Annotated in this window: 13 protein-coding genes; 6 read left to right on the forward strand and 7 right to left on the reverse strand. The window is 38.9% G+C overall.

The window, feature by feature from the left end; genetic code table 11:
* The first annotated feature begins 78 nt into the window (after positions 1 to 78).
* Entirely contained in the window at positions 79 to 1,122 is a 1,044-nt protein-coding gene (locus tag ACHZAX_RS09820) for a quinone-dependent dihydroorotate dehydrogenase (RefSeq protein WP_320018980.1), read from the forward strand.
* Positions 1,123 to 1,438: 316 nt separating this feature from the next.
* Here the strand turns inward: ACHZAX_RS09820 and ACHZAX_RS09825 are convergent, their stop codons facing one another.
* The gene (locus tag ACHZAX_RS09825) at positions 1,439 to 4,384 is read right to left on the reverse strand and encodes a DNA polymerase III subunit alpha (RefSeq protein WP_320018981.1); all 2,946 of its coding nucleotides are present in this window, start codon (positions 4,382 to 4,384) and stop codon (positions 1,439 to 1,441) included.
* A 496-nt stretch (positions 4,385 to 4,880) separates the two neighbouring features.
* A complete protein-coding gene (gene dinB, locus ACHZAX_RS09830) occupies positions 4,881 to 6,086 on the reverse strand; it encodes a DNA polymerase IV (protein WP_101308538.1) in 1,206 nt (401 codons plus the stop codon).
* 73 nt (positions 6,087 to 6,159) lie between these two features.
* Between dinB and ACHZAX_RS09835 the strand changes: the two genes are divergently transcribed.
* Together ACHZAX_RS09835 and ACHZAX_RS09840 are read left to right on the forward strand one after the other, a co-directional pair.
* On the forward strand, positions 6,160 to 6,870 hold the full coding sequence (locus ACHZAX_RS09835) for an XRE family transcriptional regulator (protein ID WP_101308539.1): 711 nt from the start codon (positions 6,160 to 6,162) through the stop codon (positions 6,868 to 6,870).
* 119 nt (positions 6,871 to 6,989) lie between these two features.
* Entirely contained in the window at positions 6,990 to 7,283 is a 294-nt protein-coding gene (locus ACHZAX_RS09840; RefSeq protein WP_320018982.1) for a putative quinol monooxygenase, read from the forward strand.
* Positions 7,284 to 8,030: 747 nt separating this feature from the next.
* On the opposite strand, the gene ACHZAX_RS09845 is transcribed toward ACHZAX_RS09840, so the two are convergent.
* Positions 8,031 to 10,076 (reverse strand): M13 family metallopeptidase, encoded by a 2,046-nt coding sequence (locus tag ACHZAX_RS09845; protein ID WP_320018983.1) that lies wholly within the window; start codon positions 10,074 to 10,076, stop codon positions 8,031 to 8,033.
* Between the two features lie 155 nt (positions 10,077 to 10,231).
* Here ACHZAX_RS09845 and mnmA point away from each other — a divergent pair, with 155 nt between their 5' ends.
* Positions 10,232 to 11,335 carry a tRNA 2-thiouridine(34) synthase MnmA gene (gene mnmA / locus ACHZAX_RS09850; protein ID WP_320018984.1) on the forward strand — a complete coding sequence of 368 codons (1,104 nt, stop codon included), beginning with the start codon at positions 10,232 to 10,234 and terminating at the stop codon, positions 11,333 to 11,335.
* A 6-nt stretch (positions 11,336 to 11,341) separates the two neighbouring features.
* Here the strand turns inward: mnmA and ACHZAX_RS09855 are convergent, their stop codons facing one another.
* Entirely contained in the window at positions 11,342 to 11,836 is a 495-nt protein-coding gene (locus tag ACHZAX_RS09855) for a GAF domain-containing protein (protein ID WP_180327199.1), read from the reverse strand.
* 108 nt (positions 11,837 to 11,944) lie between these two features.
* Between ACHZAX_RS09855 and ACHZAX_RS09860 the strand changes: the two genes are divergently transcribed.
* Positions 11,945 to 12,208, forward strand: a complete 264-nt coding sequence (locus ACHZAX_RS09860; RefSeq protein ID WP_289531015.1) for a DUF3820 family protein — start codon at positions 11,945 to 11,947, stop codon at positions 12,206 to 12,208.
* Positions 12,209 to 12,262: 54 nt separating this feature from the next.
* On the opposite strand, the gene modC is transcribed toward ACHZAX_RS09860, so the two are convergent.
* From modC to modA, 3 genes are read right to left on the reverse strand one after another with little or no spacing between them, the layout of a single operon-like run.
* Positions 12,263 to 13,357, reverse strand: a complete 1,095-nt coding sequence (gene modC, locus ACHZAX_RS09865; RefSeq protein ID WP_320018985.1) for a molybdenum ABC transporter ATP-binding protein — start codon at positions 13,355 to 13,357, stop codon at positions 12,263 to 12,265.
* Positions 13,358 to 13,408: 51 nt separating this feature from the next.
* Positions 13,409 to 14,104, reverse strand: a complete 696-nt coding sequence (gene modB / locus ACHZAX_RS09870) for a molybdate ABC transporter permease subunit (protein ID WP_101308546.1) — start codon at positions 14,102 to 14,104, stop codon at positions 13,409 to 13,411.
* A 2-nt stretch (positions 14,105 to 14,106) separates the two neighbouring features.
* Positions 14,107 to 14,886 (reverse strand): molybdate ABC transporter substrate-binding protein, encoded by a 780-nt coding sequence (gene modA / locus ACHZAX_RS09875; RefSeq protein WP_320018986.1) that lies wholly within the window; start codon positions 14,884 to 14,886, stop codon positions 14,107 to 14,109.
* Positions 14,887 to 14,997: 111 nt separating this feature from the next.
* On the opposite strand from modA, the gene ACHZAX_RS09880 reads away from it, so the two are divergent.
* Complete coding sequence (locus ACHZAX_RS09880) at positions 14,998 to 15,150, forward strand: helix-turn-helix domain-containing protein (protein ID WP_394698304.1); 153 nt, start codon at positions 14,998 to 15,000, stop codon at positions 15,148 to 15,150.
* Positions 15,151 to 15,160: the final 10 nt, after the last annotated feature.

Raw genomic sequence — 15,160 nt, forward strand, 5'->3', positions numbered from 1 at the left:
TCATAAACAAACAATTAAGACTTAAAACTCTTTTTCTATTCATATTCCTTACTATCTTTGTTTAAAATTTATATTTAGATGAGTTTATACCGATTATTAATACGCCCCCTTTTAATTCAGTTCAATCCTGAAACAATTCACCGATTTACATTTACCTGTTTTAAGGCTTTCCAGAAATCGAAAATTATCCGTTCTATTGTTTCTGCGCAGTTTAGAGTTGAAAGTTCATCCCTTGAAAGGGAGCTTTTTGGCTTAAAATTTCCAAACCCAGTTGGCTTGGCTGCAGGATTGGATAAAAATGCGGAAGCTTTCGATTTTTTAGGAAGTATGGGCTTTGGCTTTGTTGAAATTGGAACACTTACTCCAAAAGCACAGTCAGGAAATCCAAAACCCCGTTTGTTTCGTTTTGTTAATGATAAAGCATTGGTAAATCGTATGGGATTTAACAATGAAGGTGTTGAAGAGGCTGTTGAACGCTTGCGGAAAAAAAGAACCAATGTAATAATTGGTGGAAATATTGGCAAAAATAAAAATACGCCTAACGAGGAAGCTACTGATGATTACTTAAAGTGTTTTGATGCCTTATATCCTTATGTAGATTACTTTGTAGTAAACGTAAGTTCTCCCAACACTCCTAATCTGAGAGAACTGCAGGGAAAGGAACCTTTAAAGAGGCTTTTGAATGAAATTATGGATGTAAACAGAAGCAAAGAAAAAACGAAGCCTGTCCTTTTAAAGATTGCTCCCGATGTAAACAACTCACAATTGGATGATATCATCGAAATTGTTCAGGAAACTAAAATTGATGGCATTGTTGCAACAAACACAACCATTTCACGGGAAGGATTGTCGTATCCGGAAAGCAGAATAAAACAAGTTGGTGCCGGCGGATTAAGCGGACAACCACTTCGTGAAAAATCTACGCAAGTGATTCGATACATACATGAAAAATCCGGCGGGAAAATTCCTGTTATTGGTGTTGGAGGTATCCTGACAAAAGAAGATGCTTTGGAAAAACTGGATGCAGGAGCTTCTCTTGTTCAGATTTACACTGGCTTTATTTACGAAGGGCCTGCTTTGGTGAAAGCAATTAATAAGGAGTTGATAAGAAACAAAGTCTAGAAAAGTCTTGAACAGTCGAAAGATTAAACAGAGCAAGCCGTAATTCCTAATTCCTAATTTGCTTAACTCAACACCCCTCTCCCTGTCGGGATCTCCCCTCAAAAGGGGAGAATTCAGAATTTAGCTCACCCCTGAGCTAAAGCAATACGACAAGACGTAATTCATAATTACTAATTCATAATTTTTAATTCCTAATTTTCTTGACTCAACACCCCTCTCCCTGTCGGGATCTCCCCTGAAAAGGGAGAATTCAGGATTTAGCTCCCCTGAGCTAAAGCAATACGACAAGACGTAATTCATAATTAATAACTCATAATTACTTTGTCACATCGTCTAAACTCAAATTTTGCATCCGTTCCATTTTGCTCACTTCAATACTTAAAAATCCATATTCCACAATTACTTTTCCTTCTATGCAATAGCAACCCGGCCCACGAAACGGATACTCTTTGGCAACAGGTGGAAAATGAACAGTATCGATCCAATGTCCATCCAAATCGATCCAGGTTCCAAAATACATGATTTTGCCATTGCTGGCCTTGGTTGGTTTTCGAGTAATCAAAAAGCCAACAATGCGAACATACCGATTAATCAGTCGAGGCAAATGACATGCCTTTAAATCGGAAGGAAGCTCATCCTTCAGCAATTCGAAAGGCGACTGTATGGATAAACCCAGCAATTCAATTTCATCAAAGGCATCTTCCAAGTGATGTTTCCATAGATCCGGAAGCTTGAACTCTTTCACCTCAGTTTGAAACAAGGTTTTTTCGGACTTGATCTTTTTGCTGTGTCCCAACAGAAAATGAGCATCCCAAAGCAATTCTTTTTTGCCTTTTCCGGTAAAACGAAAGGCTCCCACCCGTATCAAAACAATTAATTGCTCCAAACTAACAGGAAATCGATTCACAAAATCGCGCAAGCTTGTAAATATGCCATTCTCATTCCGCTCATTAATCAGATTTTTTCCGATTGTTCTTTCCAAATCATGCAAAAGATAGAAACCCAGCCATATTGTTCTTCCCTGAATTCGATTCTCCCAAGAACTTCGATTTACACAAGGTGCTTTAACCGTGGCTCCATGCATTACCGCTTCATGCAAGTAGAGTTGTGCAGAATAAAAACCACCGCCATTGTTCAGCGTTGCCACCATATATTCCAATGGATAATATGCTTTTAAATACAGCGCCTGAAAACTCTCCACCGCATAACTGGCCGAATGTCCTTTTGCAAAAGCGTAATTGGCAAAGCTTTCAATCTGCCGCCAAATATCCTGCACAACAGCATCTGCATAGCCTTTTTGCCTGCAATTAGAGAAGAATTTGTCGCGAACTTTCGCAAACTCGTTTCGCTGCTTAAATTTCCAGGACATTCCTCTGCGCAAAACATCTGCTTCGTCGAGCGATAAACCGACAAAATAATGCGCCACTTTAATCACATCTTCCTGATACACCATCACACCGTAAGTTTCCTCCAATATGCGGTATAGGTCGGGAATTTCACGCCTGGCCTCTTCCCTTCTGTTTTCATCCTGAAAGCGGAGAATGTACTCGCGCATCATTCCACTCTTAGCCACTCCAGGTCTGATAATGGAACTTGCGGCAACCAACCGCTTGTAATCTTCGGCCTTTAATTTGGTTAAAAGCATACGCATGGCCGGCGATTCCACATAAAAACAGCCGATAGCTTCACCCCTTTTTAACATGCGCTTTATCCGCACATCTTCCATAAACAATTTGGTGTTGTGAATGTCGATATCAATGCCATGATTTTGCTTAATAATGGCAAGCGTGTCTTTAATTTTACCCAATCCCCGCTGACTCAGAATATCGAACTTGTGCAAGCCCAAATCTTCAGCAATATACATATCGAACTGAGTAGACGGGAAACCTTTGGGCAAAAGTTCGGTTGCTGAATAGTTGTTTATTGGTTTATCTGCAATTAAAATCCCACTGGAGTGGATGCTTCCATGACTCGGAAAACCTGCAATATACTGGCTGTAACGAATTACCCATTTGCCATATTCATCAGCTTCTGCTGAATTTGGATTCTTTTGCAAGCGGGTAATCTCTTCATCGGGCAAACCAAATACCTTACCAATTTCGCGAAAAGCTGATTTATGATTGAAAGTAATAAAAGTACCGAGTAAGGCTACACGATCCCAACCATATTTATCAAACAAATACCGGGTTACATCATCTCTGTCAGTCCAGGAAAAGTCGATATCAAAATCGGGTGGCGATGTTCGGAAGGGATTAATAAAACGCTCAAAGTAAAGATCTAAGTCAACCGGGTCAACATTAGTGATTCTCAGAAGGTAAGCAACCAGACTATTGGCGCCGCTTCCCCGTCCTACATGGTAATATCCTTTACTCATAGCATATTTTACCAAATCCCAGTTAATCAGAAAATAGGAACAAAAGCTCAACTCCCGAATTACCTTCAATTCCTTGTTCAGGCGATCTAAAATCTCATCGGTTACCTGATCGTAACGATATTTTAATCCTTCGCAGGCCTCACGCTTCAACAGTTCAAAATCTTCCTCCTCGGAAGAGGTAAAACGCTTTTTGTTTTTGTTGCTTCCAAACTCAAACTCCATATTGCAGGAATTCAATAAATTTTCTGTATTCTCAATAATTTTTGGATACTCCCTGTAAATCTCTAAAAGTTCACTTCTACTTCGGTATTGATTCTCAAAATCAGCCTGTTCAGACTTGGGCAGTTTGCTTAACAAGGTATTCTTATCGATGGCCCGCAACAACCTGTGAATGTTGTAATCGCGTTTGTTGCGAAAGCTCGCTGTTTGCAAAATCACCAACTTATGCTGATTATTTTTCCATACAGTAAACGGCAAACGAAGTAAATCCTGAGGGCTCACACCCAAGTATTCGTGTTCCTTCAAATCTCTAAATTCTGAAATGAAAGGATAAACGACACAGGCATGTTCAAAACTGGGTGCATTCGGTAAAAACGCTCTCTTTTCGTGCAAATGAAGTGTTAAGAACTCATTCAGTTCACGAAATCCATCTGAATTTTTAGCAATTGCAACATACTGTTGCTCAATTCCATTCCGAAAATCGATTCCCACCGCAGGGCGAACACCAAACTTCGCACATTGCCTTACAAAATCAAGACTTGCTGCGGTATTATTGATATCCGTTAAGGCAATAGTCGTAAATCCTCCTGCAGTAACCTCTTTTAAAAGATCTTCGACAGAAAGTGTTCCGTATTTAAAACTGTAGTAGCTATGGCAATTTAAAAGCATGGTTGTAAAGTCTAAAAAGTCTGGAAGGGTTTAAGAGTCATTAATTATTACCCCTAAATCCCCTAAAGGGGACTTTTCCTTATTAATTTAAATTTCAGCACTCTTTTTAAGCCCCTTTACGAGAGGTTTGGGGTAAAAACAGGCAAAGTCTGGAAAGCCGTAATTCATAATTACTAATTCATAATTTTTAATTCCTAATTCCTAATTTGCTTAACTCAACACCCCTCTCCCTGTCGGGATCTCCCCTGAAAAGGGAGAATTCAACAATAGTCCTGAAAGATCAAACAGAGCAAGCCGTAATTCATAATTACTAATTCTTAATTCATCATTTGCTTGACTCAACACCCCTCTCCCTGTCGGGATCTCCCCTGAAAAGGGAGAATTCAACAATAGTCCTGAAAGGTCAAACAGAGCAAGCCGTAATTCATAATTACTAATTCATAATTACTAATTCATAATTCTTAATTCATCATTACTAATTCTCACTGATTCTCATTCAGTGTGCCGGGATAATTGGTGTTTGACCATTGAAAGGGTTCATCCCTCCAATTGTTGTTGCGCCCATTCCAATGGCACGTTTCACGGCACTTTGTCCGTAACGGTTGCGCACCAGATCCATGGCCTGATACAATTTAATCAGCTTCTCCGAATCCTCGAACAAACGAATTTGATACGTTCCGCCCACCAAATAGCTAAAGCAAACACCAATCAAACGAATCAATACTCTGCGCTCATACATCTTCTCAAACAAATCAAGTACTACGGCGATGAGCGTATGATCTAAAGATGTATAGGGAATTCGCTTCTGTTTCGTATACGTCTGAAAATCGGAATATCGGATCTTAACCGTCACACATGCAGTTAGTTTGTTTCCATTTCGCAGTTGATAACACAGATTTTCGGCCATAGCCACCAACAAACTGCGTAATTTGATCACATCGGTGGTATCTTTCTCGAAAGTCCGCTCGCTGGATATGGATTTTCGCTCGCTCCAGGCCACTACAGGAGTATTGTCAATTCCTTGTGCCTTTTTCCAGATTACCGTACCGTTTTTACCCAATACGCGTTCCATCAGTTCCACGGGCATTTCCTGTACGGTTCGTATTTTCTCTACACCCATACTTCGCAGTTTGTGATAGGTTTTATCGCCCACCATAGGAATTTTCTTTATGGAAAGCGGTGCCAAAAAAGGCATTTCGTTTCCTTCCGGAATTTCGATGTGATTATTGGGCTTGGCCTCTCCTGTCCCCACCTTCGAAACCGTTTTGCTCGTAGAAAGTCCAAAAGAAATGGGCAAATGCGTCTCTTTTAAGATCTTTTCCCGTAATTCCCTCGACCACAAATAACTGGTCTGCACAAAACGATCCATTCCGGTAATGTCCACGTAAAACTCATCAATCGATGATTTTTCGAAAACAGGTGCGCGTTCCTTTACAATTTCAGTCACCATGTCGGAAAACTTACTGTAAGTCCCGCTGTCTCCTCTTATCACAACAGCACCCGGGCATAATAGCCTGGCCATTTTCATAGGCATGGCAGAATGAATGCCATACACACGCGCTTCGTAACTACAGGCAGCCACAACACCTCTGTCTGATGTTCCTCCAATCAGTACCGGACGATTATTCAACCTGCTGTCTAAAAGCCGTTCACAGGACACAAAAAAAGTATCCAAATCCATATGCAATATTGTCTTTCTCACCAATTGTCGATATTTTCGTCATTATTCTGACTATAATTTAGTCATTAATTGCTATCTTTGAAAAAAAGAAGCTATGTTTTTTGCAGAAAATATTAAGTTCCTGCGTCAGCGGAGAAAGAAATCTCAACTTAGTTTAGCTGAACAACTGGACATTACAAGAACTACTTTGGCAGGATATGAAAAAAATGTTCAGCCACCGTTTAAGGTATTGATTAAATTCGCCGAATACTTTGGTGTATCAATAGATGCATTGCTGCGCTACAATTTAGCAGAGCTGTCGGAATTTCAGCTTTCGCAGATAGAAGATGGATTCGATATTGATGTTACCGGAAAAAAATTACGCCTGCTCACCATATCGATTGATCGTGATCGTGAAGAAAATATTGAAATGGTTCCGCTAAAAGCACAGGCAGGCTATACAAACAGCTACGGCGATTTGGAGTTTATCAGCTCACTGCCAAAATTCTCATTGCCCTTTCTGCCTAAAGACAAAACCTACCGAACGTTTCAAATTGCCGGAGATTCGATGCTGCCAATTCCCGAAGGTGCATGGGTAACTGCTTCTTATATTCAAAACTGGGAACAAATTAAAGATGGCACTCCCTGCATTATAGTAACACTTGAAGATGGGATTGTTTTTAAAGTAGTTTACAAACAGTTGGAGAAAAACCAAACACTCCTCTTGGTATCCTCGAACCGCAACTACAAACCTTACGAATTGCCTATTAAGAGTGCAATTGAGATTTGGAAGTTTGAGACTTTTAATGGATTTGAAATTGAATAACAAACAGAAGAACAAAAGCACCAAGTTTAAAAATTCAGATCATAAAGACAATAATTTAACTTTGCTGCGAATAAAAAATAAAGTAAGACTGAAAACCAACGTTATTTAATAGAAATATCATGATCATCGTAAATGTAAAAATCAAACCTAAAGCCAACTGTAAGCAGGATTTCATTAATGCATTCAATAATGTGGCCGAGCTGGTGAGACAAGAAGACGGATGTTTGGAGTACGAACTTCACCAAAAGCTGACTTCTGATTCGGAACTTTTCCTATTCGAGCGTTGGGAATCTAAACCAGCTCTCGACAAGCATTTAAATGCTGAGCACATGATTGAATACATCGCCCAAGTGAAAGGTTTGCTTGAAGTAAAAAACGAACTGAATATCTACGAGGCAGAGAAACTGAATTAAACAACAAAAAAGACGATACCGTATTAATTATTGATTAAGGTCTTTAGACACAGTTTCGTAGACTGTCTCTTTCTCCTTGTTGATATCGGCATTCGAAACATTATTTAACAGCTCGTTATTTAAAGTTTTCATATGATACAGGACTTACAGAGTACACAAGGGTGGCATTTTCGAAACTCCGAGGCATGTGTGTGTTACAAAAATGGGCATCTCGTTTGCCGGATAAGGCTTGCATTGCATGAATATGGGCATTCCCAAAAAAATATGGGCATTGTGTGTGACTAAAACCAGTATTTTCGAAACTCCGAAGAGGTAGTGTGCCACAACAATGGGCATTTGTGAAACTCCGGGGCGATTGTGTGCGTGTGAAATGAACATCCACGAAAGTGAGAGGGCTTTGTATTTTGCTAAAATGGACATCCACGCAAGCAGATACCCATTTATATAAAGTAAAACAGCCATTTTCAAAACTGATCCTGCAAAGGGAAAAGTGATCGTCTAAATAATCAGAAGCCAAACAACACGATAAATGTAATATATACATGCCCATCAATGCTTTCGACCATTCGAAGTGTAGTTTAACATTCTATTATTGAAAGTTTTTATATTACACAGGACTTACAGAGTACACTCTTCTGTTGAATTGAATTCAAATAAAAAAACCGTCTCAGTTTCCCGAGACGGTTTGTATTTTTATACATCAAGTAAATCAGTCCGATTACTATTTACTTTGTACTAATTTTCAGCCTACCAAATTTTAGCTCTTTGCTCTTCGGTACGGTACAAAGGAGATTCAGGACCAATATTAAAAGTAGTATAGAATTCTGGAATATTGAATAATCCGCCATTCACGCGATATTTTCCTGGTGAGTGAACATCTTCTTTAATCAATTTTCTTAGATAAGTGTCTCTTACATTTCCTCTCCAAACTTTTGAATAAGAAAGGAAGAAACGCTGCATGTTGTTAAAACCATCCACATCAGCAGGTGTTTTTCCCTTTAACGACATTTTGTAGGCTTCCAAAGCAATTGTTAATCCACCATAATCGGCAATGTTTTCGCCCAATGTTAATTTACCGTCAACATGAACATCATCAAATGGCTTAAACCCATCAAACTGATCGACTAATTTCTGTGCTTTTGCATTGAATTTATCTGTGTCTTCTTCTGTCCACCAGTCTCTCATGTTTCCTTCCTTATCGAAACGGCGGCCCGAATCATCAAAGCCGTGAGTCATTTCGTGACCAATTACCACACCAATTGCTCCGTAGTTTACAGCATCGTCGCCATCCTTATAAAAGAAAGGAGGTTGAAGTATTGCAGCTGGAAATACTACTTCGTTCAACATTGGGTGATAGTATGCATTTACAGTTTGCGGAGTCATGCCCCATTTCTTGGTATCAACAGGCTCGCCTAATTTTTTAATATTTTTCTCGTACTCAAATTCGGAAGCTCTCCACATGTTCTGCACATACGAATCGGTACCTACTTGCAGTTTCGAATAATCTTCCCATTTATCAGGATAACCAATTTTCACCCCAAAAGCATCCAATTTTGCCAATGCTTCTTTTTTGGTGTCTTCACTCATCCAATCCAGCTTCTCAATTCTTCCACGCAAAACAGTTTTCAAATTGTCAACCAATTTAATCATTCTCTCTTTTGCCTCGGCAGGAAAATATTTCTCAACATACAACTGACCAATAGCTTCGCCCAACACTGCTCCTGTTGCCGATGACATACGTCTCCATCGTGGCAGCTGCTCTTTTGTTCCCGAAAGAACTGTACCAAAAAAGGCAAAGTTTTGCTTCTCAAGCTCAGTGTTTAAATAACCGGCCGATTCATCAAGAACTCTCCATTTCAAGTACAATTTAATGTCTTCCAGTTTTTCATCTGCCAACATCTTATTCAACTCTGCTGTGTATTTTGGGTGAGTAACAATTACATACTCTTTAATATCAGCACCTATTTCTTTGAAATAAGCAGCCCAGTCGAAATTTGGATATTCTGCAGCCAATTCTTCAACTGTTTTAGGGTTGTACATGGCTGGATAATTTCTGTTTTCCAGATTAGTATTGAATTTGGTTGCCATGCGGGTCTCAAATTTCATAATTGTTTCCGCATTTGCTTTTGCTGCATCTGCATTTTCACCAATCAATTCAAACATCTTAGCAACGTGCTTCACAAACTCAACGCGAATGTTCGCACTCGTTTCGTTATCTGCTGTGTAGTAATCACGATCCGGTAAGGAAATACCATCTTCAGACAAATACATCCGGTTCACTGTTGTGTTTTTCATGTCCTGCTCAACACCGGCACCAAACAAAGTACTTATGCCCATTTTATGCAGATGAACCAATGTGTGACGCAAATCAACAGGATTCGAAACAGCCGCAATTCTTTCAAATTCGGGCTGCAATGGTTTGATTCCAACAGAATTAATTTTTTCAAGATCCATACCCGTTGCGTAGAAATCCTGAATCTTTTTGAGATTACTTCCCGCTTCGGCATTTTCTGTTTTTGCTGCTTCTTCCAATAAATCATGTACAGCACCATTGGCACTTTCCCCCAAAATATCGAAAGCGCCGTATCGACTTCTATCTTCAGGAATTGGAGTATTTTTCATCCAGGTTCCATTGGCATATTCAAAAAAGTCATCACCTGGATTTACTGCAAGGTTCATGTCTTCTTTTTTAAGTACTCCTGCACCTTTTGGCGCCTTTTCTGCACATCCTACCATAATGGAGAGAGCCAAACCTGCGCTCAGAATTCCACCTGACAATTTTTTAATGTTCATTTTATGCGATTTGTTGTTAATACTTGTTTTATTTAGCCCAAAAATAGGAAAAAGCCACAAAACCCTCTTATTTTTTCGATAATCATTATGATTCGCCCGACAAGACTTATTTTGTTATCAGCTTTTAAAGAGATATTTTTGCATCGGATGACAAAATGGAGAATTATATGAACGAGGAGATGGACAAAAAAGCCAGGGTGGTATTGGGAATGAGCGGAGGAACCGATTCGTCGGTTGCTGCAATGATGCTAAAGGAACAAGGCTACCATGTTATTGGTGTTTCTCTTTGGTTTTTTAGTACAGATAATTCCTTTAATCCTGGTGATCCACTGCCCGATTTTATTGTTGATGCTCAAAAGCTGGCACAGCAATTAGGTCTCGAACATCATGTGATTGATGCACGCAGAGAATTTCGTGATACCATTATTCAATTCTTTTTGGATGAATATATGGCCGGACGAACTCCCAGTCCTTGTATTCAGTGCAATCCACAACTAAAATGGAAGCTGCTTCTGGAAAAAGCCAATGAATTAAACTGCGAATTTATTGCTACCGGTCATTACATTCAGATTTGCAAAGAGTCCAACGGATATTATATCTGCAAAGGCAAAGATCCAGCCAAAGACCAATCGTATTTCCTATGGAATTTAGGACAGGATATTTTGTCGAGAACCCTTACTCCACTTGGAAAATATACCAAGACAGAGGTTCGGGAAATAGCCGGGGATTTTGGTTTCGAAGAAGTGGCAAAAAAGAAAGAAAGCATGGGCATCTGCTTTATGGATCGTATGGATTACCGTGATTTTTTACAGGAGATGATTCCTGATTTGGATCAAAAGATAGGCCGCGGAAACGTAACCGACACAAAAGGCAATCATTTGGGTTGGCACGATGGATATCCATACTACACAATCGGTCAGAAACGGGGGCTGGATCTGAAAGAAAAATCAGGTTTGATGGTGAGCCGGATTGATGCCCGTACCAATACGCTTATTCTGGAAAAGAAAGATGATTTGAATCGAATGAATTTAAAAATTTCCAATTATTATTTTAATGATATTGAGGATAGTAAATTACCGAACATCAGCACCATTGTGCGGGGTCTGGGACTAAATCCACAAAGATACAGCAGTCTGCAAATTAACAACGATACGGAACTGGAAGTAAAACTGGAAGATCCGGCATGGGCCATTGCACCCGGACAACCCGTGGCATTCTATATTGGCGATAAATTGATAGGTGGTGGTTTTGCCGAATAGTTCCGGTTAATAAATTGAAGAATTCCGAATGATATCATTCTGCTCATCAATAACCAAATCTGATTCGATACTTTCCTTGAAATGATCGACCAATTTATGATCCAAATCATCAAATTCTCTGCATTCCTTATTCAACACACAGAACGTTCCGAATAATTCCCCGTTCGGATAAAAAATTGGCATCCCAAGATAGCAGGACATTCCACTGTTACATTTCATTTTATCTTTCCATAAATCATCTTCAGCAGCATCCTTAATATGAACTTTAGTTTTGCCGGCAACAACCGAATCGCAGTAGGAACCAATACTTAACTCTCCTCTATCTCCTATCAAATAAGGATTATCTTCACTTTGGGAACTAACTAATACTTCCAGTTCGTGAGGATGCAGTTTCATAATCAGAATTGCTGACACCTTCAACAAATCCTCCAACAGATCAACTTTTTCCTGCCACTTCAACAAAATATTCAGATCTATATATTGTTTTTCTATTGCATTCATCTCCATCTGTTTAAAAATCATTTGTAAAGTTATGGAAAAATTAAAGAGAATGTCAATAGTAAATTTGATGCATAATTTTCTTATTATAATAAATTCTAAAATATCTTTGTGCAAAACAATCTACAAAAGGATATGGACAATATAGATGGGGATTTAATGAACGAAGAGTTAATCAAATTAATTCGAATGAGAATGCCCTATGGAAAATACAAAGGAAGATATCTAATTGATATTCCTGAGCCTTATTTGGTTTGGTACCGGCAAAAAGGTTTTCCTCCCGGAAAATTAGGCGAAATGCTTGCATCCATGTACGAAATAAAACTAAACGGATTAGAGGGAATGCTGCGTCCGCTTTGCAAAAAATACCAATGAGCAATGAGTACAAAATTTAATTTTGCAATTCTTAATTTCTAATTCCTAATTAATTTAGGTATTTGTTTGCAGAGCCATCGATTTAAACAAACACCAAACTTTTTTTCCTTCGGAAAGTTCCATTTTTAAAAGGGAAGCGTGAGTTATCGAAATCAATAATTTAAAGCCAACATCAACAAGACAATAGTTACGATTCTCTTTTTGAATCACTTTTACGATCGTTCCGGGCAACTGATTTCGAATAGAAATATTGGGAATTTCCTCCAATGTTAAGGCAATATCCTCAGGACGAAGCGACACATTCATTTCATCACCAATCTGGCAGCAATCCAAAACCATTTCCCGCTCAATTCTGATCTCCTCACTGGCATCTTTGTTCGATAAAATAGTTAATCCATTTTTCTTATCGTGAGCTTCAACCTTAAATTGAATTACATTCATTAAACCGGCACCCCGCATTACATCAAGCATATTCTCCTGCTCAATCAAATCAAGATAGTTTCCGTGCCCAAGAACGCGTCCGTTTTTAAGCAAAAACAACTCCCGCGTCAAACTTAGTAAATCAGGCAAATCATGACTTACTACAAGCATGGGAATGTTAAATTTTCGATTGATCTTAATCAGGTAAGGAATAATCTGCCGGCGCAGCTTCACATCCAACGATGAAAAAGGTTCATCCATCAGCAAAAGCTTGGGAGAACTCAGTAAAGCACGCCCTATGGCTACCCGTTGCTTCTCTCCTCCTGATAATTGTTTGGGTCTTTTTTCAAGCAAATTGTTTAGTTCCAGCAAATTGACCAGTTCGGTAAATTCTATTACTTGTTTCCCTTTCGGGATGTACTTTGCTGCAAAAAGTAAATTTTTCCGAACATTCATGTGCGGAAATAATCTTCCTTCCTGAAACACATATCCAACTTTACGATTTCGGGCCGGTTCGTAAATATTTTTAAAAGTATCTACCATAGTAGTTTCTTCAATTTTCAGGAATCCTTCATCGGGCTTTTCTAAACCAACCAATAAGTGCATTAAAGTTGTTTTTCCTGCCCCAGACGGCCCAAAGATTCCCGTGATTCCTTGAATAAAATCTACTTCAATATCCAAATAAAAATCGCCCTTACTACGTTTTAAATGTGCCGACAAAGCGTGCATAAACAATTGATTATTAAATTAGAACTAATTCTCACAAACGGATTCTCAAACTTAGTTTCGCTTGTGTAATTTCTTCACCAAATATTCAGAAAAAGCCATAGCCAAAAAGGAAAAAAGCACTGCAACCAAAAGCAATCTAAATGCCGAACTTTCCATACCAGGCATTTGAATCTGATTGAACAAAGCCAATGGAATGGTTTGAGTTTCACCGGAAATATTTCCTGCAAATATAATGGTGGCGCCAAATTCACCCAATGATCTTGCAAATGAGAGTACAAAACCACTGATAATACCAGGCAATGCCAATGGTAAAGTCACCCTAACAAAACTTTGAAAAGTACTGGCTCCCAAAGTTTTCGCGGCTTCTTCAAATCCAGGATCAACCATTTCAATGGAAAGCCGAATGGCACGCACAGCCAATGGAAAAGAAACAATCATGGAAGCAATTACGGCAGCATAATAAGTAAAGGCGATTCTGATTCCGAGGAGCTCGTTCAACCAGTGACCAATCAGTCCTTTTGTTCCTAATAAAAGCAACAGAATAAAACCAGTAGCAACAGGCGGTAAAACCAAGGGTAAATTTATAAATCCTTCAATTAAAGATTTTCCCCGAAAAGTTTTACGGGCCAGCCACCAGCCCATCAAAACAGCAATGGGTAAAACCAAAACAGCACACCACAAAGCCACTTTAAACGAAAGACCGATTGCACTCATTTCTGTTTCCGAAAATACGAACCAATGCTCCATAATTAGTCTATTTTAAAACCATTTTTTTTCCAAATAGATTTGGCTTTATCCTCATTTAAAAAGGCAACGAATGCCTCCAGCTTTTTATCTGAATTTATTTTGCCTGCACCGTAATACAGTATTGGATCACAATCTATCACTGCAAATTCATAAACTGTTCTCACTTTTTTAGATTTCTTTGCATCTGATGAATATACCATCCCCATTTCAACCTCTCCCATCTCAACCATAAAAAGGGCATCTCTAACATCCTTAGCAGGTAATATTCGTTTGGCAAGTCTATTTTCCCACGAATTATTTATCATGATTTGTCTGGCATACTTACCTGCAGGAACATGATCCGGATCGCCAATGGAGATTCGACCTTTGAATAAATCGGGAAAATTAACTATGGAAACAGAATCCAGATACAAATCTGTATTCTCGATAGGTACAATAGCCACCATTCTATTTTCAACCAGGCTCCGAATCGAATTTCGATCCACCAATTGCAACGAATCCAAATAATACATCCACTCCCTGCTGGCCGAAACATAGTAGTCGAACTCAGCACCGCTTTCAATTTGTCTGGCCAATATGCCCGATGACGCAAAATTCAGACGAACACTTATTCCTGTCTCCTTCTTAAACTCGTGAGCAATTTCATTCATCACATCAATAACGCTTGCTGCCGCAAAAACACTAATCGAGTTAGCGGATTTATTGTGAGATGAGCACGATAATAAAAAAACAAATAGGAGCAAAAAGAGATACTGTATCTTCGTTTTCAACAATAATTTCATAGGGCTATTAGATTAGTTGGGGTTTGAAGACTTGAAAATAGCAATTTTTCCTAAGATTAAAGCTTTCCATAAGTAGAAGAGCATGGAATTAAAATTGGAGATGAACGTGAAATCAGGTTAAACCTAACGCATCAAGATATTGCAAACCTTACTGCCACAACACGACAAACGCTTACATCAACTTTTAATAAGTTAGAACGAAATTGCAGTATCACTTACAATAGAAGAAAAATTCTTATAAGAAAACCAGAGGAATTGCTGTAGGCTTTTGCAG

Source organism: Labilibaculum manganireducens (genome assembly GCF_963665805.2).
GTDB lineage: Bacteria > Bacteroidota > Bacteroidia > Bacteroidales > Marinifilaceae > Labilibaculum > Labilibaculum manganireducens.